17 protein-coding genes are annotated in these 20,440 nt (G+C 57.7%); 9 read left to right on the forward strand and 8 right to left on the reverse strand.

What is annotated here, in order from left to right:
• The first annotated feature begins 8 nt into the window (after positions 1–8).
• Together ACEG18_RS00320 and ACEG18_RS00325 are read left to right on the forward strand one after the other, a co-directional pair.
• Positions 9–1,823 carry a VgrG-related protein gene (locus ACEG18_RS00320; protein WP_372540839.1) on the forward strand — a complete coding sequence of 605 codons (1,815 nt, stop codon included), beginning with the start codon at positions 9–11 and terminating at the stop codon, positions 1,821–1,823.
• Between the two features lie 200 nt (positions 1,824–2,023).
• The gene (locus ACEG18_RS00325) at positions 2,024–3,820 is read left to right on the forward strand and encodes an AAA family ATPase (protein WP_372540840.1); all 1,797 of its coding nucleotides are present in this window, start codon (positions 2,024–2,026) and stop codon (positions 3,818–3,820) included.
• A gap of 17 nt (positions 3,821–3,837) precedes the next feature.
• Here the strand turns inward: ACEG18_RS00325 and ACEG18_RS00330 are convergent, their stop codons facing one another.
• Entirely contained in the window at positions 3,838–4,860 is a 1,023-nt protein-coding gene (locus ACEG18_RS00330; protein ID WP_372540841.1) for a glycosyltransferase, read from the reverse strand.
• 384 nt (positions 4,861–5,244) lie between these two features.
• Here ACEG18_RS00330 and ACEG18_RS00335 point away from each other — a divergent pair, with 384 nt between their 5' ends.
• The 6 genes from ACEG18_RS00335 to ACEG18_RS00360 all read left to right on the forward strand — a co-directional run bounded on the left by ACEG18_RS00335 (position 5,245) and on the right by ACEG18_RS00360 (position 12,913).
• The gene (locus ACEG18_RS00335) at positions 5,245–6,348 is read left to right on the forward strand and encodes a glycosyltransferase family 2 protein (protein ID WP_372540842.1); all 1,104 of its coding nucleotides are present in this window, start codon (positions 5,245–5,247) and stop codon (positions 6,346–6,348) included.
• A 6-nt stretch (positions 6,349–6,354) separates the two neighbouring features.
• Positions 6,355–7,395 carry a glycosyltransferase family 2 protein gene (locus tag ACEG18_RS00340; RefSeq protein ID WP_055286569.1) on the forward strand — a complete coding sequence of 347 codons (1,041 nt, stop codon included), beginning with the start codon at positions 6,355–6,357 and terminating at the stop codon, positions 7,393–7,395.
• 74 nt (positions 7,396–7,469) lie between these two features.
• A complete protein-coding gene (locus ACEG18_RS00345; protein ID WP_372540843.1) occupies positions 7,470–8,588 on the forward strand; it encodes a glycosyltransferase family 2 protein in 1,119 nt (372 codons plus the stop codon).
• A 12-nt stretch (positions 8,589–8,600) separates the two neighbouring features.
• On the forward strand, positions 8,601–9,668 hold the full coding sequence (locus ACEG18_RS00350) for a glycosyltransferase family 2 protein (protein WP_372540844.1): 1,068 nt from the start codon (positions 8,601–8,603) through the stop codon (positions 9,666–9,668).
• Positions 9,669–12,155, forward strand: coding sequence for a glycosyltransferase family 2 protein (locus ACEG18_RS00355; protein ID WP_372540845.1), 2,487 nt, complete (start codon positions 9,669–9,671; stop codon positions 12,153–12,155).
• A 191-nt stretch (positions 12,156–12,346) separates the two neighbouring features.
• Positions 12,347–12,913, forward strand: coding sequence for a DUF8462 domain-containing protein (locus tag ACEG18_RS00360; RefSeq protein WP_187360521.1), 567 nt, complete (start codon positions 12,347–12,349; stop codon positions 12,911–12,913).
• A gap of 23 nt (positions 12,914–12,936) precedes the next feature.
• Here ACEG18_RS00360 and ACEG18_RS00365 read toward each other — a convergent pair whose 3' ends face one another.
• The 3 genes from ACEG18_RS00365 to ACEG18_RS00375 all read right to left on the reverse strand — a co-directional run bounded on the left by ACEG18_RS00365 (position 12,937) and on the right by ACEG18_RS00375 (position 15,257).
• Entirely contained in the window at positions 12,937–13,587 is a 651-nt protein-coding gene (locus tag ACEG18_RS00365; RefSeq protein WP_055252274.1) for a nucleotidyl transferase AbiEii/AbiGii toxin family protein, read from the reverse strand.
• Complete coding sequence (locus tag ACEG18_RS00370) at positions 13,587–13,859, reverse strand: hypothetical protein (RefSeq protein ID WP_372540846.1); 273 nt, start codon at positions 13,857–13,859, stop codon at positions 13,587–13,589. The genes ACEG18_RS00365 and ACEG18_RS00370 overlap by 1 nt, the downstream gene beginning before the upstream one ends.
• A gap of 453 nt (positions 13,860–14,312) precedes the next feature.
• Positions 14,313–15,257 (reverse strand): virulence RhuM family protein/type II toxin-antitoxin system death-on-curing family toxin, encoded by a 945-nt coding sequence (locus tag ACEG18_RS00375; RefSeq protein ID WP_368135739.1) that lies wholly within the window; start codon positions 15,255–15,257, stop codon positions 14,313–14,315.
• Positions 15,258–15,690: 433 nt separating this feature from the next.
• On the opposite strand from ACEG18_RS00375, the gene ACEG18_RS00380 reads away from it, so the two are divergent.
• Positions 15,691–16,191 (forward strand): glycosyltransferase family 2 protein, encoded by a 501-nt coding sequence (locus ACEG18_RS00380; RefSeq protein ID WP_372540847.1) that lies wholly within the window; start codon positions 15,691–15,693, stop codon positions 16,189–16,191.
• A 213-nt stretch (positions 16,192–16,404) separates the two neighbouring features.
• On the opposite strand, the gene ACEG18_RS00385 is transcribed toward ACEG18_RS00380, so the two are convergent.
• The 4 genes from ACEG18_RS00385 to ACEG18_RS00400 are packed head-to-tail and all read right to left on the reverse strand — an operon-like array spanning position 16,405 to position 20,377.
• Entirely contained in the window at positions 16,405–18,237 is a 1,833-nt protein-coding gene (locus tag ACEG18_RS00385; RefSeq protein WP_372540848.1) for an ATP-binding protein, read from the reverse strand.
• Positions 18,230–19,504, reverse strand: a complete 1,275-nt coding sequence (locus tag ACEG18_RS00390) for an SIR2 family protein (RefSeq protein ID WP_372540849.1) — start codon at positions 19,502–19,504, stop codon at positions 18,230–18,232. The genes ACEG18_RS00385 and ACEG18_RS00390 overlap by 8 nt, the downstream gene beginning before the upstream one ends.
• Positions 19,497–19,988 carry a hypothetical protein gene (locus tag ACEG18_RS00395; protein ID WP_372540850.1) on the reverse strand — a complete coding sequence of 164 codons (492 nt, stop codon included), beginning with the start codon at positions 19,986–19,988 and terminating at the stop codon, positions 19,497–19,499. Before ACEG18_RS00395 ends, ACEG18_RS00390 begins: the two co-directional genes overlap by 8 nt.
• Positions 19,916–20,377: a phage holin gene (locus ACEG18_RS00400; protein WP_372540851.1), complete on the reverse strand. Its 462-nt coding sequence runs from the start codon at positions 20,375–20,377 to the stop codon at positions 19,916–19,918. The genes ACEG18_RS00395 and ACEG18_RS00400 overlap by 73 nt, the downstream gene beginning before the upstream one ends.
• Positions 20,378–20,440 lie beyond the last annotated feature (63 nt).

A 20,440-nucleotide genomic window follows, 5' to 3' on the forward strand; every position in this document is an offset into this window, starting at 1 on the left:
AGGATCTTATGCAGCCCAAGCATTCTGCGATTGTCGCGGGCCTGACGCTGGCGCTTTCGTTTGGCGCCGTTACCGCACCCGCACCCGCTGCCGCCGAGGAGCCCACACCGGGCGTTGCCTCGGATGCGACCGATATCGATAAGGGTCTCTATACCCAGCAGTCCTTCTCGGGCGTGCTGAGGTCGGTCCAGGGCGTTTCGTTTGTCAACGTGACTTCCGAGATGAAGTACTTTACCAAGTACGAGAGCCATGGCAACTACAACCAGGGCTTTTCGTATGGCGACGCCTACAACGCGCTGGGCTATTACCAGTTCGACCGTCGTTGGTCGCTCATCCCGTTTATGAAGCAGGCCTACAACTACAACCCCGAAAAATACTGCATGCTCAAGGATGCGATTGATTGCGGCAACGAGATTTCCAACACGAGCAATGCCATGTACGAGAACGGCCAGCTCACTGAGCTGGGCCATATCGCGCAGGATGCCTTCCAAGGTGCTTATAACACCGATCCTGCTGAGTTCTCAGCACTTCAAGATGCCTATGCTTACAACTCGTACTATGCGGTGACCGAGGCGTGGCTTAAGAGCGCTCTTGGCATTGACATCTCCGGCCGCGCCGATTGCGTCAAGGGCATGGTGTGGAGCATCACCAACATGTGCGGCACCGGTGGCTGCAGGGACTTTTTCCGCTGGGCGAATCTTTCCAACGATATGTCCGACCGCGAGTTTGTGACGGCGCTTTCCAACAGCGTGGTCAATAATGTTGCCACCAAGTTTTCAAGTCAGCCCCAGTATCATGAGGGCTGGAAGAACCGCTACCGCAACGAGCTGAAGGACTGCTTGGTTTATATCGCCGAGGACGAGGCCGCTGCCGCTGCGACGCCCGTGCAGCCCGAGCCTACGCCGGCGCCCTCGCCGACGCCTGATTCGAATGACGACGCGAGTGACGATGCCAACGATGACAGGATGGATGCGCCCTCGACCGATGCTGACGGCGATGGCTCTGCTGGTGGCACTACCAACGACGGCTCTACCTCGAACGGCTCCGATTCGAACGGCTCTGCTGCGGGCGATTCGTCTTCAAGCTCTGCCGGCAATACGGACAGCGACGCTTCTGGTTCGACCGGCGCTGGCACCTCTAACTCATCCACCGGCTCGAGCGATTCGTCCGTTGGCACCGGCTCTAACAACGGCTCCGGCTCTGACGCAACCCCTGGCTCCGATGCTTCCAAGGATGACTCGAATAAGGCGCCGGACGTTCCCGTTGCTTCGCCGGACAAGAAGCCTTCTTTCTCCGAGCAGCTTGGTTCTACGCTGGGCTCTTCGCTGATGGCTGGCGTCAATAACGGCTCGACCCAGAACAAGGGCAACTCTGATCAGGTTTCCACGGAAAAGATCGAAGCCACAAAGGGCGACTCCAAGGACAAGGCTTCCGAGAAGACCGAATCCGATAAGGGTTCTAGCTCTGAGGAGAAGAGCGACAAGTCCGAACAGAAGAAGGACGAGGATAAGAACTCTGAATCTGAGGAGAAGGACAAGAGCAAGGCCGAGGGCGAAAAGAAACAGTCCGAAGACGACGACAAGAGCGGTGCCGACAACCAGGTCCAGGAGCAAAATGGCTCCAAAACGGTGACCACCACGACCACGACGACTACAACTACCAAGTCCTCGGGCGGTAACATGCCCAAGACGGGCGACTTGATCGTGATGGCGAGCCTTGCCAGTGCAAGCTTAGCTACGCTGGGCGCTACGTCTATCGTAAGTGGTAAGCATAAGCTCGATCAGCAGAAGAAGGCTTCTGGGGAGGACGGCTCGGAGGAGTAATCTTCCAGATCGTTTTCTATAAGAGTTTGGGACGGGGTCCGGTGCGGCGGCATCGGGCCCCGTTTTTGTTGTGCAACGATTTGTTATGCCCCCTCGGGGGTCTGTTGCTACCGTTGCCCGAAACGTTTGCATGTCGATATTGTTGCGCTCTACCCACTCGCTACAATGGGCATCGTGCTGCGTTAGAAGGAGAGTTTACGGTGTCTGAACAGGCGAATTATGGTGTTGCTCATGCGTTTGGCGCACGGTTGCTCAGTTATGCGGATAACGCAGCTCTGCCGGTTGATGTACACGACTTTTCCGATGCAATCAATCGGTGTTTACTCGTCGATAAGACTATGTTTATTGCCGATATATTGGACAGCGAAGCGCCTGTTGCGCTTTGTTGTCGGCCCAAGGGTTTTGGCAAGAGCATGAACCTATCGATGCTCAAATGCTATTTGGAACGACCTGATCAACGGCCGGATCGAAGCCCGTTCGTCGGCACCCAGATTTGGCAGGAGGGTGGTGGTCGCTTTCGTGATGAGTACGCGTGCTATCCGGTCATCATGCTCGACTTTTCAGCTGCCGCTGCGAGGCGCGACGCCGATGCTGCTGCGGCTATTCGCAGCGCTGTCGCGCACGAGTGCGCCCGATTGCTGCCGCTGCTTGCCGCGCCTGATCTGTCAAGACGTGAGGTTCGTCTTATCGAGAGGGCGGCGCGTGGGGTGGCCAGCGATAAGGAGATCGATGCGGCGACTGGCGTGCTTATTAAACTGCTCCAGACGGCTTTCGATGAGCAGGTTGTTCTTCTGATTGACGACTACGACGCGGTATGTCCAAAGCGTTTGGACGCTAAGGACGACGGTAACGTGGATTCCCTAGAGCCGCTCAGCCGGATGTTGTTCGACACCATTGCCGACGCCGGCGACTCGTTGCGATTGACGTGTCTGATGGGCGAGCACCCCGGTCCTGCCGAGCTTGCGTTGTCCCAGCGTGGGGTTTCCTATCGATCGGCGACGCCACTGTCGAGTTGGTGTGATCGATGGTTCGGTTTTTCGGACGACGAAGTCCAGGTGCTGTTGGATTGCATCGGTCGCAACGGCTGTCTGGATGACGCGCGTGAGTGGCTCGAGGGCTACCTGCTTGGTGGTTTTTATTGCTCGAGCCCGGAGCGCGTGGTGGACTACGCACATCGCGGTTGCGTCGCGCCCGTTCGGGCGGATCTGTATGGTTACGCCGACCGTCTGAGCGCATGCGTCGGTGACTGGAATCTCATGCGCCTGTCCGCATTGTTCGATTTGGTTGAGCCGCATGGGTTTATTGAGGCGCCAGTGCATGTGCATGCCGAGGAGGCCGATGCCGCCAAGCCCGAAGATGTCTGGACTGCGCTGTATCTGTCTGGATTCCTTACGACGGACATGGCGGGGCATTCGGGGGACGGCGCGTGCCTTCGTTCCCTGCGTCTGCCTAACAACGAAGTGCGTCAGGCGCTCCGTCTTGTAATTCTGGAATGGTTTGAGTGCGCCGTTGAGGACGTTGGAGTTATCGACTCGTTCCATGACGGGCTGTGTCGAGGAGACGAGGACACTGTAAAGCAAGCTTTGAGCTGTGCTATCGGCGATCTGGGTATCGATGTGGGCCAATCAGATATGCCGACAGCCTATCATCTGGCGCTGCAGGGGCTCTGCTTTGGACTGCCCGGCTATTGCAATCCCAGCTCCAAGCGAAGTGGCGTCTCGGATCGCTGGGATATCCAGGTGATTCCCACCGGTCGGGTGTTTGACGTGGCCGACACGCTCGGCATGCTCGATGAGCGACCGCTCATTACGATCAACATGATGTACGACCCTGGCGTCGATGCCCTGGGCCTGGAACTGTTGGCGGTTCAGGCACTGCTCGACATAGAGCGCGACGGCATCGATGATATCCGCGTGCCGCGCCCCGCCGTCGGGCGCATGCGTTGGGGCTTTGGTTTTGACGGTCAGCGTGTGTCCGTGGTGTGCCAACGACTGTAGCGGCGGGCGAAAGCCCTTTAGCGTTCTGCGTCCTTCAGGGGCGGCATGGGCTTCCAGTTGGGGTCCTTGACGATCTTGCGGGCGTCCTTCATGCCACGGCGCAGCGCCGGAATGCCGGTCTTAAAGCATTTGTCGACTGCTGCCAGACGAATGAACTCCTTGCAGAAGGTCGCGGCATTGCCCAGACGGAACAGCACGGGGTGGTAGTCGCCGTAGATCTGCATGTAGCGTGCCAGATAACCGCGGTTGCGCATGATGTAGTAGCGGTTGGTGTCGCTCGTGGAGTTGAGCTGTCGTTTGCCGGCGATGTCCCAGTTAGAGACGGCGCGGGCGCGCTTGAGCACCACGTCGGCAACAACGGCGGCGGGGAAGTGTTGGCTGGCTACGTAACCGTAGCAGGCATCGTCGCCGTAGATAAAGAAGCGCGCATCGGGCAGGCCGATCTTGTCGACCACGCGGCGCGAGAACATGCCGCCCTCAAAGCACAGCTGGTTCATGGCGCGGTAGCCCTCGGGTCCCAGGTCCCACTTGGCGACAGGGTTGGGAATGCCGAGCGAAAGGATGAGTTGGTATTGCCAAAAGAAGGCGCCGCCGTCAAAGTCCAGGCGCGAACCCTGGATGACATCGTAGCGGTCGGTCCACTTGGCCAAGCGCTCGATGCCTTCGGGGATGACGAGCACGTCGTCGTCCATCACCCAGAACCACTGGGCGCCCAGGTCGTATGCGCATTTAGTGCCGGCCGAGAAGCCGCCCGCACCGCCGCCGTTTTCGAGCTGCGGGGCGTAGATGACACGGTCGGTGCCGCCCTGCGCGTCGGGCTGCTCGGTGTCGATGCCCCACAGGTTGGCCAGGCGCTCGTTGAATGCGGTGCACATGGCCTCGGTCTCGCGCGAATTCTCGTTATCGACAATCATGATGCGCCAGGGCGTTGCCGTGAGCTCGGTCATAGAGTCGAACAAGTTGGCCAGGAGTTCCTGGCGCTTGTACGTAACGACGACGATGGCGAGCTTATCGATGGGGGCGGGGAGGGTTGAAGGCATGGGGCAATATATCCTTTCACGCGCGGCGCGCGTGCGCTGCACGGAAGCTATCGAATACGTCCTTGGGACTGTCCTATTGTAAAGGCTCGGCGCACTTTGACGGCAAGCTTTGAATAAAACGCAGGAACCTGCCATGGGCGAGGTGACTGCTATACGTGACTGCTATACGTAACATTGATGTGCTGATTACTGCTTGAGAGCACGAGCGTTTCAGCGACCGCGATTAAGCGCAAGGCTTCGATGGGTATGCTGCGTGCGGCTTTGGGCTGCATGACGTCCTTTCTTATCGGTTTGTCTCTGCGAGCTCCATAGATTATATAAACGCCCGCTGGCGCGCTGACCCTTTGATACCATGAAACGACAGGTATTTCCTAAGGAGCACATTTGTCTACTAACGCCTCTGGCAGCCCTGTTCTGTCGCTGCTTATTCCCATTTACAATGTTCAGCACTACCTGCGCGAGTGCCTCGATTCCGCCCTGGCGCAGACGCTCAAGGATATTGAGATCATCTGCATTAACGACGGGTCGACCGACAACTCGCCGGCGATTATTCGCGAGTATATGGAGCACGATAGGCGCGTCAAGATGATCGACAAGGCCAACAGCGGCTACGGCGACTCGATGAACCACGGTCTGGAGATGGCGCGCGGCAAGTACGTGGGCATCTTGGAGTCCGATGACTTTATGGCGTCCGACGCACTCGAAAAGCTTGTCTCGGCCGCCGATAGCAATAATGCCGACTTCGCGAAGGCGAACTTTGATTTCTACTGGTCTAAGCCCGAGGAGCGCCGCTCGCTGCACGAGATGTTTAGACCTCAGGATTGCGGCAAGCCGGTGCACCCGAGCGATACGACTCAGTTCTTTAAGCAAAAGCCGTCGATTTGGTCGGCCGTGTACCGTCGCGATTTTCTTGAGCGCAACGGCATTACGTTCCTGCCGACTCCGGGGGCATCCTTTCAGGACACGTCATTCGCCTTTAAGGTGATCGCGTGCGCCGATAAGGCTGTTTACCTGCATGATGCCGTGTTGTCGTATCGCCAGGACAACGAGAATTCCTCGGTCAATTCTTCGGCCAAGGTCTTTTGCGTCAATGCCGAATATGCCGAGATCGAGCGCTGGATCCGAGAGGATTACGCTCGCAATCACGCAAGTGATGACGTCGCGCGCATGCTCAAGTTCAATCAACTTATTAAGTACGATTCGTACATGTGGAACTACGTGCGCCTGGCGCCTAAGTTCTATAAAGAGTTCCTGGTCCAGATGACCAAGGAGTTCCAGGCCTCCTTGGACGCAGGAGACTTTTCGCTGGACGACCTTAAGCCGTGGAAGCGCGCGAATCTTGCTGCGATCCTCAAAGACCCTGAAGCTTGGGTGGACGAGCACCCGCACTTTGCGACGGACGGCGCCCTGGGACGCGCCAAATACTACGCCTCGGTTGGAGGCCCAGGCGTGGTCGCCGCCTTCCTCATCGAATCGCTGAGGGGGTAGGTCGACATGGGAGAGGCTTCGACCCCCAAAGCGACCATCGTCGTTCCCGTATACAACTCGGCACGCTCGATTCAGCGATGCCTCGACTCGCTGTTGGCACAGTCCGAGCGCTCGATTCAGGTCGTTTGTGTCAATGACGGATCGACTGATGATTCCCTGAGCGTCTTGCATCAAATGGCACAGACCGACGGACGTGTGCTGGTGATTGACCAGAAAAACGAGGGTGTCTCGTGCGCTCGAAACGCCGGCATCGATGCCGCCGAGGGCGAGACCGTCTTTTTTGTGGACGCCGACGATTACATCGATGCCCAGACGGTCGAGCGCGTGTTGCATGTCATGGAGTCTGCGGATGCCGAGGCCGCCGTTTTTGGCGGCGTCTGTGAACCTGCCGATGCTGCCCCCAAACGCGTCCAGCAACTCATGAGCCCCAAAGCCGGTACCTTCGGCGCCCGTGATCCCCAACTGCTGTTCCATTCGAATGCGCAGCCCTATGCCTGCCGTGCGGCTTTTTCGCGCGAGCTGCTCAATCGCGAAGGCATTCGCTTCGCCCCCGGTTTGGCTTTGGGCGAGGACGTCGTCTTCCAATTTGCGGCTTATGCGCTTGCCCGCAAGACCGTCGTCATGCCGGACAAGTTCTACCACTACGTGATGGAGAGTGAATCGGCGACGCACGAGTTCAACAGTGCCGATGCTCGCGCCAAAAAGCTTGACGCCCACATGAGGATGCTCGAGGAGGTCTTGGAGGACTGGGCGGCCTACGGTCTTTTGGACCTGTGCCCCGGCGAGCTGATAACTTGGTTTTTAGACCTAATTGTGTTCGACCTGGCGCGCTTGGATGCCGATGGTTTCCATCGCGTGGCGGCTCGCGTCAACATGGATCTCACGACGTTTTTGGGAACGGCGTGGGCGGATATGCCTGCTAAGGGCGCCGTTCGGCGTGTTGCCCACAAGCTCGTTGCGGCGACCTCGGGCGTTTCGATGGCAGACGCCACGCTGTTCTATCTTTCGACTCGCGGTCTCAAAGCCTGTCTGGAGCGCTTTATCTAATTCCAAGCGCTGCCGCCCGCCGCAACCCGGCTGCTAAAATAACCCTGTTACACGCTATTCAACAGGAGGTTCTCTTGCAGAACTCTGATACCCCTAAAGTTTCGCTGCTTGTCCCCATTTGCAATGTCGAGCGCTATCTGCGCGAGTGCCTCGATTCCGCCGTGGCGCAGACGCTCAAGGACATCGAGATCATCTGTATCAATGACGGTTCCACCGATAGCTCGCCGGATATCATCCGCGAGTACATGGAGCGCGACCCCCGTGTAAAGATGATCGACAAAGCCAACAGCGGCTACGGCGACTCGATGAACCGCGGTCTGGAGATGGCGCGCGGTGAGTACGTGGGCATTCTTGAGTCCGACGACTTTATGTTTGAGGATTCGCTCCAAAAGCTGGTCGCCAAGGCCGATGCTGAGCATGCCGATGTGGTAAAGGGCGACTTTTATCTGTATTGGTCCACGCCCAGCGAGCGCCGTGAGCTGTTTGGGATCATCGGCGAGTATATGACGGGCGCCGCGTATCGCCCCGTCGATCGCCCGGGCATCTTCTACCGCAAACCTTCCATTTGGTCGGCCATCTATCGGCGCGAGTTCCTCAACGACAATCAGATTCGGTTCCTTCCCACGCCGGGCGCCTCGTATCAGGACGCAGGCTTTAACTTTAAGGTTTGGGCATGCGCCGAGCGTGCAGCGTTTATCGCGGACCCCATTTTGTGCTATCGCCAAGACAACGAGAAGAGCTCAGTTAATTCGCCCAACAAGGTATTTTGCGTGTGCGACGAATACGCCGAGATGCAGCGCTTTTTGGATGAACGTCCCGAGCTCAAGGTTCAGCTCCAGGGCATTTTAATGCGCATGAAGGTCGATACGTATCGCTGGAATGACGAGCGTCTGGTCGATGAGCTGCGCGAGCAGTTTTGGGAGAAGGCTTCGCCCGAGCTCAAGGCCGATTGGGATGCCGGTCGCTTTGATCTGTCGCTGTTCGATCCGCGCGGCGAGACCGACTTGCGCCTGATGGTCAAGTCGCCCCGTGCTTATATCGATTCGCGCTTTGACTTTAAGAAGCCCGGCAAGCTCAATACGTTTAAGCACTACTTTAAGATTGGCGGCCTGCCGCTGGTCTGGCGCGTGCTGACGTATCAGCGCACCTACGGTGATAATCCGCACCCCGATGACGTTCCGGTCGCACAGTAGGAGCACTTGACTATGGCTACCCCCAAGATTTCCGTTGTCGTTCCTATCTATAAGGTAGAGGAGTGCCTGGCATGGTGCCTGGACTCTCTGCTTGCGCAGGACATGCCCGATTGGGAAGGCGTGCTGGTCAACGATGGCTCGCCGGACGGTTCGCGCGATATTGCGGCTGTCTATTGCGAAAAGGACGCGCGCTTTACGCTGGTCGATAAGGAGAACGGCGGCCTGTCGAGTGCGCGTAATGCAGGCATCGCTGCGTCCGCGTCGCCTATCGTCGCGTTCTTGGATTCCGACGACCGCTTTACGCCCGATGCATGCCGCGTGATCGTCGATGCCTTTGAACGCGAGGATTGCGACGTGTTGACCTTTGGCGCGAATCCGTATCCGCTCGAGGCGGGGTATCCATGGCTTAACTATGTGTTGAGTCCGCGCGATGTGTCGTTTGAAGGCTATAACTCTGACCTGCTGTTTAAGGAAGCGTCTCGCCCCTTTGCATGGCGCACCGCCTGCAAACGTGAGTTTTTGCTGGGCAACGGGATCGTGTTCGACGAAACCGTTAAGTATGGCGAGGACCAGGTCTTTGATTTTGCCGTGTACGGTCGTTCGCGCAAGACCGCGCTTATCTCGAACAAGCTGTATGACTACCGCGTGGCGCGCAAGGGTTCGCTCATGGATACCATGCGCTATGACGACGAGACGCGACTGCTGGAGCACGTGAAGATTTACTCCGCGGTGCTGGCTGACTGGCAGCGCGACGGTCTCGATGTCCAGCATGCCGATGACCTGGCGTACTTCCTGTGCGATCTGGTGCTGTACGATGCGCTCAGGTTGCTGGGTTCGGACTGCGGCAAGGTGTTTGCCGCCGTTGCCATGGCGCTTGCCGGTTCTGCTGTGGGCAGCGATGCTGCGCTCGCACAATGCGCTTCTTCTGTTGCTGCTATGGTGCGTGCGGCGCTTACCAGCAAGGCCCCCAATGCCCGTGAGTGCAAAAAGCTCATGTTCGATTACGACGTCTTGAGGTTTGGGCGTCTGGGTGCCTGCAAGCGCATGGCAGCGAACGCCCTGGGAAAGCGAGAAGTGTAGATGAGTATCAAGCGTTTGGCACTTTGCCGCAGTCAGGGCCGTCTGTTTGTGCTGCTTCGTTTTGCCGGTCAGGATGTCGCCGCGCTTATTGAGCGGGAGGGTTCTCAAGCGTTTGCCCATGCGACGACGAGCGGTTCTTCTGTGCCGTCGCTGGCGTTCCCGGTCGATCATGGCCGTGTACTGGCGCTTTGCCCTTCCGTTTCCGATTACGAGCGCGAGCTCGCCGTCTTGGTGCTTCCGTTTTTGGATGGCTCTGCAATCGATGCTGCATTTGTGTCCGGTGGCCAAAAGCTTGGCTCCATTCGCCTCGATAGCCGCGTGGCCAAGCTGGAATCCAAGGTTAACTACAAAGCAAAGCCTGCGCCGTGCGCGCTTATCCGCGACGCGCAGCGTGGCGAATGCTGCGGTCGCTACGAAATCGATGCCATTCGCTATTTGCCGGCAGACGCCGGCGCGGTGTGGCGCTATGAGGTTACCTGGGCGGGAGACCCCCAGTGCGCACCTGAGCTCAAGATCTTCGATACGCATATGAATGTCATCGATGCCACCGTGCATGTGTTTGAGTCGCAGGTCGATGTGCCGCAGCGCAACGGTTGCCGCGTCAATAAAACGTATCTGAGCGTTGAGATGCCTCAGGATATACGAGATTTTGTCACGATTGCGGCTGACCCCACGGGCCTAATCCAGAGCGGGTTTTGCGCTATGGACGGTCGCCTGTACAACGGCATGGTCGACGACAGTTGGAGCCGCATGAAGGACGCGCGTGCAGACGACGCAGCTTATCGACGTTGGTTTGAGCAGCATCGCGCAAAGCCGGGCGATTTGGCGTGCCAGCGTGTCGCTTCGGCGGCCTTTGCCTATAGGCCGCTCGTGAGCATTGTGGTGCCGTGCTACAAGACTGATCGGGTCTACCTGCGCGAGCTGCTGGATTCGGTGCTAGCCCAGAGCTATGACAACTGGGAATTGCTGCTGATGGATGCCTCGCCTGAATGGGATGCGGTGGCCGACTTTGCGGCGGATGCCAATGACGAGCGCATCCGTCGCATTGAGCTGCCCGGCAACGGCGGCATTGTGCTCAACACCAACGCTGGTATTCAGCAGGCGAATGGCGACTACATCGCGTTCTTGGACCACGATGACATCCTGGAACCGGACGCGTTATTCCACTATGTTGCCGCGCTGAACAAGGCTGCCGAGGACGAGCGTCCCCAGGTCCTGTTCTGCGACGAGGACATGTTCCAGAAAACGGGGGAGTGGGGCCAGCCGGTCTTTAAGACGCGGCTCAACGTCGACCTGCTCTATAGCCATAACTGCGTGACGCATTTCCTGATGGTGGAGAAGGCGCTCATCGATCGCATTGACATGTCGCAAGAAGACGTCGCGGGCGCCCAGGATTATGATCTGACGCTCCGCTGCCTTGTAGCCGGCGCGCGCTTTGAGCACGTTGCGCATGTACTGTATCACTGGCGTGTGCATCCCGGTTCCACCGCCGATGGCTCTGCAGATAGCAAACCGTATGCCATTGAAGCCGGGCGCCTTGCGCTTCAGCGTCACTTTAACGCGCTGGGCATTTGCGGAACGGTCGAGGAGACCGATACGCCGTTTGTCTACCGCATGCGCTATGCGCTGCCGGAGCCTGCGCCGCTGGTGAGCATTCTGATTCCCACCAAGGATCACATTGAGACGCTCGATGCCTGCGTGATGTCGATCGCCCAGAAGGTCGCGTATGCCAACTACGAGATCGTCTTGGTGGAGAATAACAGCGAAGCCCCGGAGACGTTTGCGTATTACGAAACCCTGCCGGAGCACGTGGCCGCGGCATCCGAAGGCAAGGGCATCGCGCGCGTTGTGTACTGGCCGGGCGAGTTCAATTACTCCCAGATCATCAACTTTGGTGTTGAGCATGCCAAGGGCGATTACCTGCTGCTGCTCAATAACGATACCGAGGTCATAAGCCCCGACTTTATCGAAGAGATGATGGGGTACCTGCAGCGTCCCGATGCGGGCGTGGTGGGTGCCAAGCTCTACTTTGCCGATCATATGGTGCAGCATGCCGGCATTTTGGTTGGCGTGCGTGGCGCACTTGCCCACGCCAACCAGGACTTCTCGGCAAAGCGCGAGGGCTATCTTGCCCGCGCTGTGCGTCCGGGCAACTTTAGCGCCGTGACGGGCGCCTGTCAGATGGTCCGACGCGACGTCTTTGAGCAGGTCGGAGGCTATAACGAGGAATTCGCTGTCGGTTTTAACGACGCAGACTTTTGCCTGCGCGTGTGGGAGGCGGGCTACCGCACCATTTTTACGCCCTATGCCGAGCTGTACCACTACGAGTTCACCTCGCGCGGCAGGGAAGAGGCCAACGAGGAAAAGCTGCGCCGCTGGAAGCGCGAACAGGCCCTGTTCATGCAGCGCTGGCCGGAGTTCTTCCTCGATGGCGATCCGTGGTTGGGGCCAAACCTATCTGCCGAGAGTGAGTATTTCTCGGTCTAAGGCAATGGGTTTAGGAAGTCCTGAACTTTCTTTCGCTATGAGCTTGGAAGAAAGCAATGGTGGACTACTAACTAAGTCATATTACGAAAGCTCGATACTTCCGCGATAAGTTTATACAAGCTTATACAGCTCGATATTATTCGATATAAGTAGATATCGCACTTGCCTTTGCCGGCTTACCCGCCGGCGTTATGGATCTTATTAACGGCAAGGCGCTTACGTTCTTGCGTCGTGCCCTCTCCGAAGATCTGGCGCCTATCAACCAGGTGGAGGTAGCGCTCTCTATGGGCGATAGCTTTGTCGCGACTGGTTTGACCATAGAGGACGATCTTCTGTCGAGAGCCGCTAAGGCCACTAAGGGCTATGCCTATCTGGTGCAACTGGTCGGTTACTCCATTTGGCAACGCGCCAACTTGCATCGTGCCAAAAGTGCCATTGTGAGCGAGGGCGACGTCACCGAAGGCATTGCGCTGGCAGAGGCTCGTTTTCACGATGTTGTTCACGAGCCCGCGATTTCTGGACTTGGACTCAACGATATCAAATACCTTTTAGCCATGTGCGAGGATAAGCAGCAGTCCAAATCATCTGAGATTGCTAAACGCATGGGTAAAAAGACCAATGAGGTCAGCTCTATTAGGGCTAAGCTGCTTCAAAGAGAGGTTATTCAAGCTCCGCAGAGGGGCTACGTGCAGTTTGCCGTGCCGGACCTAGATATCTATCTGCGAGAGAATGCCGCGGAGATTCTCGAGCGGTTCTAAATCGAGGCATGAATAGCCGCCGGTTAACTGCCCTTGTCGACTTGGCTCGCGTCCCCCCAATCTAGTAGACTCTGAACCGTTGCTAGATTGGGGGGATTTTCCATGAAACGCTCCATGAAACGAGTTTCCGGGGCCGTTCGGATGCCGTGGCGCAGCAGGGACTTGAGCTTCTCGGCGAACACCTGCTCTTTCGAGTTCGCAAGCAGGCAGACGCCCTCCTGCCGGTGTGCCACGTCGAACCACAGCTCGTCCTGCTCCATCGCAGCGCTCGCGTGGACCCCCAGGTCGAGCTTCGTGTCGAACGTGCTGCGCCCGTCGCTGACCTTGAGGTTGACGCGCCTGCCCTTGTAGTCCTGCTGCGACAGCTCCTCTATCTCGCCGGCGATGCGGACGGTTACGCCGTCGCCGAGGTTCGAGAGGGCGGACACAAAGGAGCGAATGGAGGCGTCGGTCATCGGGTACCGCACGAAGTCGAGGTCTATGTCCTGGGTTGCGCGGCGCCCGCTCCCCGACAGCGCGCACATCAGGACCCCTCCCTTGACCGTCACTCGGTCGCGCATGCCGGATGCCGCCAGCTTTGAGAGGATCACGTCCTGGCAGACGCGCGCGGTCGCGTTGAGGCAGGAGTAGCCCTCCTCGCGCTCGTAGCGCGCCCTCATCTCGTTCAGGTCCATCAGAATACCTCCTCCATGGCGCGCTCGAGGTGTGCCTCGCCGTGCGGGATTGCCTCCGCGTAGTCCTGCAGCCTGTATATGTCCAGCCGCTCCGACCGCCTGCGGAACGAGGCGACGGCCTCCCGGTAGAGGTCGCAGGGCAGCTTGTTGCGCGAGCGCATGAGCTCGAGGAGCATGCGCTCGGGGTCGTAAGCGGCAAGCTCGGTCCCGTCCACCGAGACGGTCGACCTCCCGACGCCCAGCCATCCCTCCGGGATGAAGTGCTGGCGCACGGCGGCGTCGCGTATCTTGGTCCCACCGCGCTTCGTGGCCAGGTCGATCCGGTCGGGGGCGCGGTCACGAGCCCGTGGGCGTAGAGCGCGGTCTGCCCGGTCAGGATGCCCCCGGGGTAGCGCTTCGCGATCACGGCGAGGGCGTCCTCGTCCCGGTTGGTCGAGTACATCCCTCGGCCGACGGGGTGGAGCGTCCCTTCCGACACCGCCTTGCGAACGCGGTACCTGCTCCCGAGTTCAGCCAGCGCCTCCCGGTAGGTGATCACCATGCCGACCTCCCCTCGAAAGCCATATAAACCTACATCTGATGATAATTGTAGGCTTATATGGCTTTTCATGGAACGACTCATTGTGGCACCTCCCTCGCCATGACGGTGCCTAACTTTGATGGCCCTTTCCTCGTTTGCATCTGCTATATGAAGGAACGTCGATTCTGGTGCTCGGGCGAAGGCGCTACGCGATGAAATTCTCCACCAGCGTAACCATGGAGTCCTTCTCGCTTGGGTCAGAGAGGGCAATCATGAGCGTCATGGCCGCGAGCGCGTTGCCCTCCACGCGGAGTCTTTCGCCGTTGCGCAGTATCCCGTTCTTGTCGAGGAAGTGAATGAAGAGCGCCGCTGCAGAGCGCTTGTTGCCATCCAAGAATGGATGGTCCTTCACTACGAGGTAGAGAAGGTTGGCGGCCTTTGCTTGAACGGAGGGATATAGGTCTTGGTCGCCAAAGCCCTGATAGAGGGCGCTGATGATTCCGGCGAACTGGTTGTCCCGCTCTCGTCCGAACAGGGTGGACGACGAGTAGAACGGTAGGCTGCGGACGACTTCGAGGGCTTCGGTGTAACCGAGCTCCCAGTTGGGCTCGTTGCCCTGGGGCGCCTTCATCCTTCCCGTGTCGTATTCATCGAGCAGAGTCAGGCTCGGAAGGTACTTCTGTAGAATTTCTGCCGCACCGGAGAGTTCCGGAGTACTCGACCTCTCGAGGACCTTGAAGACCGTTCCGAGCGCCTCGAGTCTCTTTTGGTTGATGGAGTATCCCTGGAGTAGATGCTGCTTGAGCACGCCATTTGCCCACCGGCGGAAGTACACGCCCTGCTGAGACTTCACGCGGTAGCCAACCGAGATGATCATGTCGAGGTTGTAGTGCTCGACCTGACGTTTGACCGTTCTTGTTCCCTCTAAGCGAACTATTTCAAAAAATGAAATAGTTCGAATTCCGGCAAGCTCTTCCTTTGCTGCGGAATGAATGTGCTTGGAGATAGTCGGCACTCCGCGCCCGAACAACGTCGCCATCTGCTGCTGGGTTAGCCAGACCGTATCGCCGTCGACGCGCACATCAAGGTGGACTGCGTGGTCGGGGTCCTCGTACAAAGCGATCTGCTGGCTTGCGTTGGAATTGTCCATGATGTATGCCCCTTCGGTTTAGTCGACATGCTATGATCCGCACGCCGGAGGACGAGTGGTTTCAACATGCCGGTATTGCGTAGCTTCAACCGGCATCCCGCCGGTCAGTCGGCGTCGCGTGCGCCGGCTAAGCCAGGGTCGGGGCAGCGGGGATCCGCGGCGCCGGCGCTTCGTACCATTGGGGGCCTCCGAAGCGACTTTCACTCTGTCTTATTCTGGTAGATACAGTGTACCACGAAACGCGAACATGCGTACGTATTTCTGTTTAAATTTTAGCTGGACGCGGCGGTGTGTCGTCCTCTGCCTTGTTCTCCGAAGCCAGCTGTATTCCGGGCCGCGGTTCTACAAGGCAGGGGGTAGTCAGATGGATAGGATTATCCTTCTCCTACTTCTCTTGACCTTCCTGGTCATCCTGAGCAAGTAATGGGCTTTAGTGGGTGCCAAGCTCTACTTTGCTGGCCATCTGGTTCAGCTAGCTGGCATTGTGGTCGGCGTGCGCGGCGCCCTTGCCCATGCCAACTGGGACTTTTCGGCAAAGCGCGAGGGATATCTTGCCCGTGCCGTGCACCCGGGCAACTTCAGCGCCGTTACGGGCGCCTGCCAGATGGTCCGTCGCGACGTCTATGAACGGGTTGAAGGCTGCGACGAGAAGTTTGCCGTCGGTTTTAACGATGCGGATTTTTGCCTGCGCGTATGGGGCTACCGCACCATCTTTACACCTTATGCTGAGCTGCACCACTACGAGTTCACTTCGCGCAGCAGGGAAGAGGCCAGCGAGGAAAAGCTGCGCCGTTGGAAGCGCGAGCAGGCACTGTTTATGCAGCACTGGCTGGAGTTCTTCTTGACGGGTGATCCGTGGCTGGGGCCGAACCTTAGCAGCGAGTGCGTGTATGGTGCGCTGAAAATTACTGTGCTTGTTCTGGCTTGTTGCTAGGCGTAGCGCGCGTCCCGCCGGTTGAGAAGCTCGCAGTGGTTCGACACCGCCTCTACCTGCGGCGCCTGCTCCTGCGGCTCCTCCGGCTGCCCTTGCTGCCCTGCGGCTTACCATCCTACTCACCCACGTATGACTCCCGTGCCCCGAGCGGGCAAAAGGAAATGCCCACAACGTCTCCGTTGCGGGCATTCTCCGGGCCGGCCACAAATAGCTTTATCGAATCCGATTGCTCTTCATCATCCGGATCGTTGGCGTCTCGTCGGCAAAGTCATCGTCTATCTGTAGTTCAAGGGGCACCGTAATGGAGCTTCCCAACGCGGTCGCGGTTCCCGGGGCGAATGCGGGAAGGCGCATGACCTGGCCATTTGATATGGAAGGGATATTGCGGCGAACGTAATCGAGGTCGTAAGAGTTCTGAATGCGGTGGATTATGAAGGTTCCCGTCTGAGAGAGCACGACGCGGGAAAGCTCACTGGGGATTTGGCTGATGGCGGTAAGGTAAATGCCAAACTTACGGCCCTCCCGTGCAATTCGATTGAACACTGAGTCGTCTGTCAGGTCTGCATCCCTGATATAGCGATGCGCCTCGTCAAAAATGAGATAGATGGGTGTCGAGGAGCCTCTTCCTGCATCTAGGCTAGCCTGAAAGAGGGTGCGCGCAACGTAGTGGGAAAACAACTTCAATCCTGACTCGTCGATTATCTGAGATACGTCTAGCACAAGAATGCCATGCCCCTTGTTTAAGAGGGCAGCAATTGACTCGCCCCGCTCAAGTGAGAAGAGGTCTTGCGAATACCTTTCCCTAAGGTTTCTAAGCTGAGTAACCAGCCCCTCTGAATACGACCTTATCTGACGGTTGCCCCGCACTTCTTCTTCGTCGAACACGAAGTCAAGCGCATCAACGACGTCAGAGATTGAGACCTCGCTTTTAGGTTTTTCGTACTCACATAAGATGCGTTCGATATTGGGAAGTCCATCGGACATGTATTCGTCCTCGATGAACTCCTTCAAAAGGGACTCAAGCCCTTCGACGACATCTTTCGATATGTTTCCGTATTCCAGGTTGAAAGACGCTAACAGGTTATGAGCGGTCTGAGGGCGAGAGAAAGGTCCGGACTCGCGTTCGAGAATCTTGTTAAGTTCTCCCTCAATCGGCTGGTAATACTTTGAGACCTGAAACTTCCTCGCTGCGTGGCTATCGATGCTCGTGTCCCGAATTGCGGTATATGCAAAGGCAGCAAATAGCTTCTTCTTGCCCTCCTCGTTGAGGTGGGAGTATCTCACGGCCCTCTCAAGCAGAGGTTTCTGGATGCGTCGCGAGGGGTCGAGAATAGCTGACCAGTCATCCATCGACAACTCTCCGGGCGCGAGGTGGTACTCATCAGCGCCGATTCGTCTCGTGCAGCCGTAACCGCCGCGCGTGAGAAAGTCATAATCGCCGTGCAGATCGAAGACGAAGAATCGGGGCTCTGCATCGAGCGCGTCCTCGGCATCTAAGAGCGATGCCGCCCTATCAAGCAGGAGCCGCGCGGTTGAGGACTTTCCCGAGCCGGTATTACCGAGAATAGCGAGATGACCAGAGAACAGGGAATCGATATCAAAAGTGGGTCTTACTGAATCGTACCCAGCGAGGGACCCAATCTCGACTCCTTCCCGCACGCAAAAGACCCTCTTGAGGATTGATTCATCGCAGGCATAGACATTGGAGCCGACCATGGGGAGGTCTACTACGCCGGGCACGTAGGAAGATCCTTCAATCTCTCCAATGGGGACGGCGGTGAAGATATAGCTCGTGCTAAACCTCGACGAAGGCTGGTCGGAATACGGCCTCTCGGCCTCTTCTACGGAAGTCACGCGAAAAATGATCTTTGTCGAGATAGAGAGATAGGAAAAGAGATATTGATTGAGCCCGTTTAGATGCCTTGGCTCGCCATCGAGCATCCGGTCTGAAAAGTCGGAACGTGATGCGCGTAGTCTTATCTTCTCCTGATCCATATAGCAGATGGTGCCGATGAGCCAACCCGGATTGGGAACCTCATTAGTCATTCTTGTCACCAAGCCCCAAAGATCCAGATGCCACATCGTCTCCGAAGGTGATCTCGGGCCCGATAAAGTCAGCAAATTCCGAGAAGTATAGCGGGCGCTTGCGGTCCAGTTCCCTTTCACTTGGATATACGAAATAGGTGTTCGCGCCACCTGCCTTATCGTAGAACACACGTGTAGGGGAACCGACATCTGCTTCTGCCGGGTTGCCGATAAAGGCGAGGAGCGTGAAATCGGGCCTCGCAAGAGCCTGGCTGATAAGGTTTGATATGTGAGAGTCCGCGAAGCTGAATCCACAAGTCAGAAGGACTGTGTTGGGGACGGCGAGGGCATTTACGAACTCGCGGAACATATCGCTATAGGGGGAGCCCTGGGTCAAGGCGTATTTGGAAGTCATCGGGGCGATAAGTTGTCTGTCGCCTTGGTACTCGTCGGTGATGTCGGGAAACCTGGGGACCCTTACGACGTTTCCGTCATAAATCCTCCAGTTGATGGACCCGTGCATCTTGTAAAGGCGAAAGAAGGGGTTCACCGGTTCGTAGTGATCCCTGAATCTCTCGTCGAGGTCAATCGGCCTGCGATGGTATTCCCGCGGGTTGAATGTGGGTATCAGCCCGTTCGAGAACCCGTCCACATAGGCGTAGCCGCTCGATTCAAGGGCCATCTCATGAAATAGGTCGTAGTTTGTTGTGAAGAGATTAACGACGTCGAAGGCAGCTTGACCACCGCGCGCAAGGATCTGTCGCGATACGCCAAGTCCCTGAACAAACTTACGATAGCTATCAAGGACGTCGGAGTGCTCCGCGCTGTATTTGATGTCGACGGACTCGAGAAAGGCCTTGCGAACTGCATCGGAAACCCTCTTGTCGTCATCGGCGCTATCTAGAGAGCCCTCGATGCGCTGACTCAGCCACGAGAGGAGGTTCTCTATGTTCGAGTACTTCGCAGGGTCTTCGTTATCTCGACAGGCAATTTTAGTTATCCGACTTTCCAGAAGGATAGATAGATCGGGATCGTTGAGCTTGAGGTACGCTCGCAAGTTCCTGAAGGTTTCACCCATCAGGGGAATGGCCGGAGTAGATGCGCCAGAGCCGATAAGCGTGGCTAGGTTAATCGACCTGGAAAGAATGCCTTGAACAAAATGTCTGGCTTCTACCGCGTTTACCTCACGCCTTGTTGCACCCCTCTGCAAGGTAAAAAGGGGTTTGGAGGATTCTTTCTGCATATCGGAGGACACGTTGCCCGGTATGTTTATTGCGTTGTCAGACATGCATGCTCCCAATAAACTCAAGAACTCCTGCTCGAACGCGCCCGGGAACTGAAACATCCGCTCCTTGCCCCCGATGCTCACGTAGATCGAGCCGCCGTCTATCCTCGTCACGGTGCCGGCGCCCCATGCCTTGTGGCGCACCTTGCACCCGGCTCCCAGTGCGTTCAACTGGGCCTTGTTCGACGCCGGCCGCGCCGCTGTCGGCCGCGGTTTTCGGCTTCTCTGCGCCAGCCTTTCTCGCCGCGACGGCACCGTGTATGCAGTCGGTCGCGCTCTTGTGGTAGCGCGAGGCCACCACGGAAAGCTTGCGTCGCAGCACCTCAGCGAGGAAGTTGCCGTTGTCGTACGGCGGCTCCAGGAACCGGGAGTCGATGCGCTCCGTCTCGGATTTCACCATGTCAAGCATGGCGTTCACCTCGCACTCGTTGGTGAAGACCTCGCCAACGTCCTGAACGCGCTCCTTTGATTTACCCTGTACAGCCAAAAAACACCCCTTAGCCCATGCCGGCGGATCAGAAAACCGCAGCATAAAACACTAGTGAACAATTCTAACAGAAGGTGCGGACGCAATATTGCATCTGTTCCCAAGCGGAGCCTTTGCAGCAACCGCCACGGGACGCAGGCCAACCGTTCATTATTATGCCCCCCCAGCGGAGCAACCACTGCCACGTGCTCGCCCGTCGGGGGCCGCCCGCGCCGAACTTGCGTTCGCTCCGGGTGCCGAGCTGGGTCGGTCGCGCCGCGGGCCGCCCATGCGCGTGGAATGGCCTCGTAGCCGAGTCCCAGGTACGCGAGCACCGGTGTCGCCGCCGCGCCCGCGATGCCCAGCCAGAACGCCAGCGGCTTCGTGCGGACCCTCCAGTTGATGCCCATAGGTCTTCTCCTTCCATGGGCAATTCAAAGGGGCTGGTCGCCTGCGCGCCGCGGAGGAGGCGC

Source organism: Collinsella aerofaciens (assembly GCF_041537385.1).
In the GTDB taxonomy this organism is placed as follows: Bacteria; Actinomycetota; Coriobacteriia; order Coriobacteriales; family Coriobacteriaceae; genus Collinsella; species Collinsella aerofaciens_BV.

Bases quoted from the DNA above. Each gene is read 5' to 3' on its own strand.
- ACEG18_RS00385 (WP_372540848.1), bottom strand. From the start codon at position 18,237: ATGACTAATGAGGTTCCCAATCCGGGTTGGCTCATCGGCACCATCTGC.
- ACEG18_RS00365 (WP_055252274.1), bottom strand. From the start codon at position 13,587: ATGGACCTGAACGAGATGAGGGCGCGCTACGAGCGCGAGGAGGGCTAC.
- ACEG18_RS00360 (WP_187360521.1), top strand. From the start codon at position 12,347: ATGGATCTTATTAACGGCAAGGCGCTTACGTTCTTGCGTCGTGCCCTC.
- ACEG18_RS00355 (WP_372540845.1), top strand. From the start codon at position 9,669: ATGAGTATCAAGCGTTTGGCACTTTGCCGCAGTCAGGGCCGTCTGTTT.
- ACEG18_RS00390 (WP_372540849.1), bottom strand. From the start codon at position 19,504: ATGTCTGACAACGCAATAAACATACCGGGCAACGTGTCCTCCGATATG.
- ACEG18_RS00340 (WP_055286569.1), top strand. From the start codon at position 6,355: ATGGGAGAGGCTTCGACCCCCAAAGCGACCATCGTCGTTCCCGTATAC.
- ACEG18_RS00350 (WP_372540844.1), top strand. From the start codon at position 8,601: ATGGCTACCCCCAAGATTTCCGTTGTCGTTCCTATCTATAAGGTAGAG.
- ACEG18_RS00375 (WP_368135739.1), bottom strand. From the start codon at position 15,257: ATGGACAATTCCAACGCAAGCCAGCAGATCGCTTTGTACGAGGACCCC.
- ACEG18_RS00320 (WP_372540839.1), top strand. From the start codon at position 9: ATGCAGCCCAAGCATTCTGCGATTGTCGCGGGCCTGACGCTGGCGCTT.
- ACEG18_RS00400 (WP_372540851.1), bottom strand. From the start codon at position 20,377: ATGGGCATCAACTGGAGGGTCCGCACGAAGCCGCTGGCGTTCTGGCTG.
- ACEG18_RS00330 (WP_372540841.1), bottom strand. From the start codon at position 4,860: ATGCCTTCAACCCTCCCCGCCCCCATCGATAAGCTCGCCATCGTCGTC.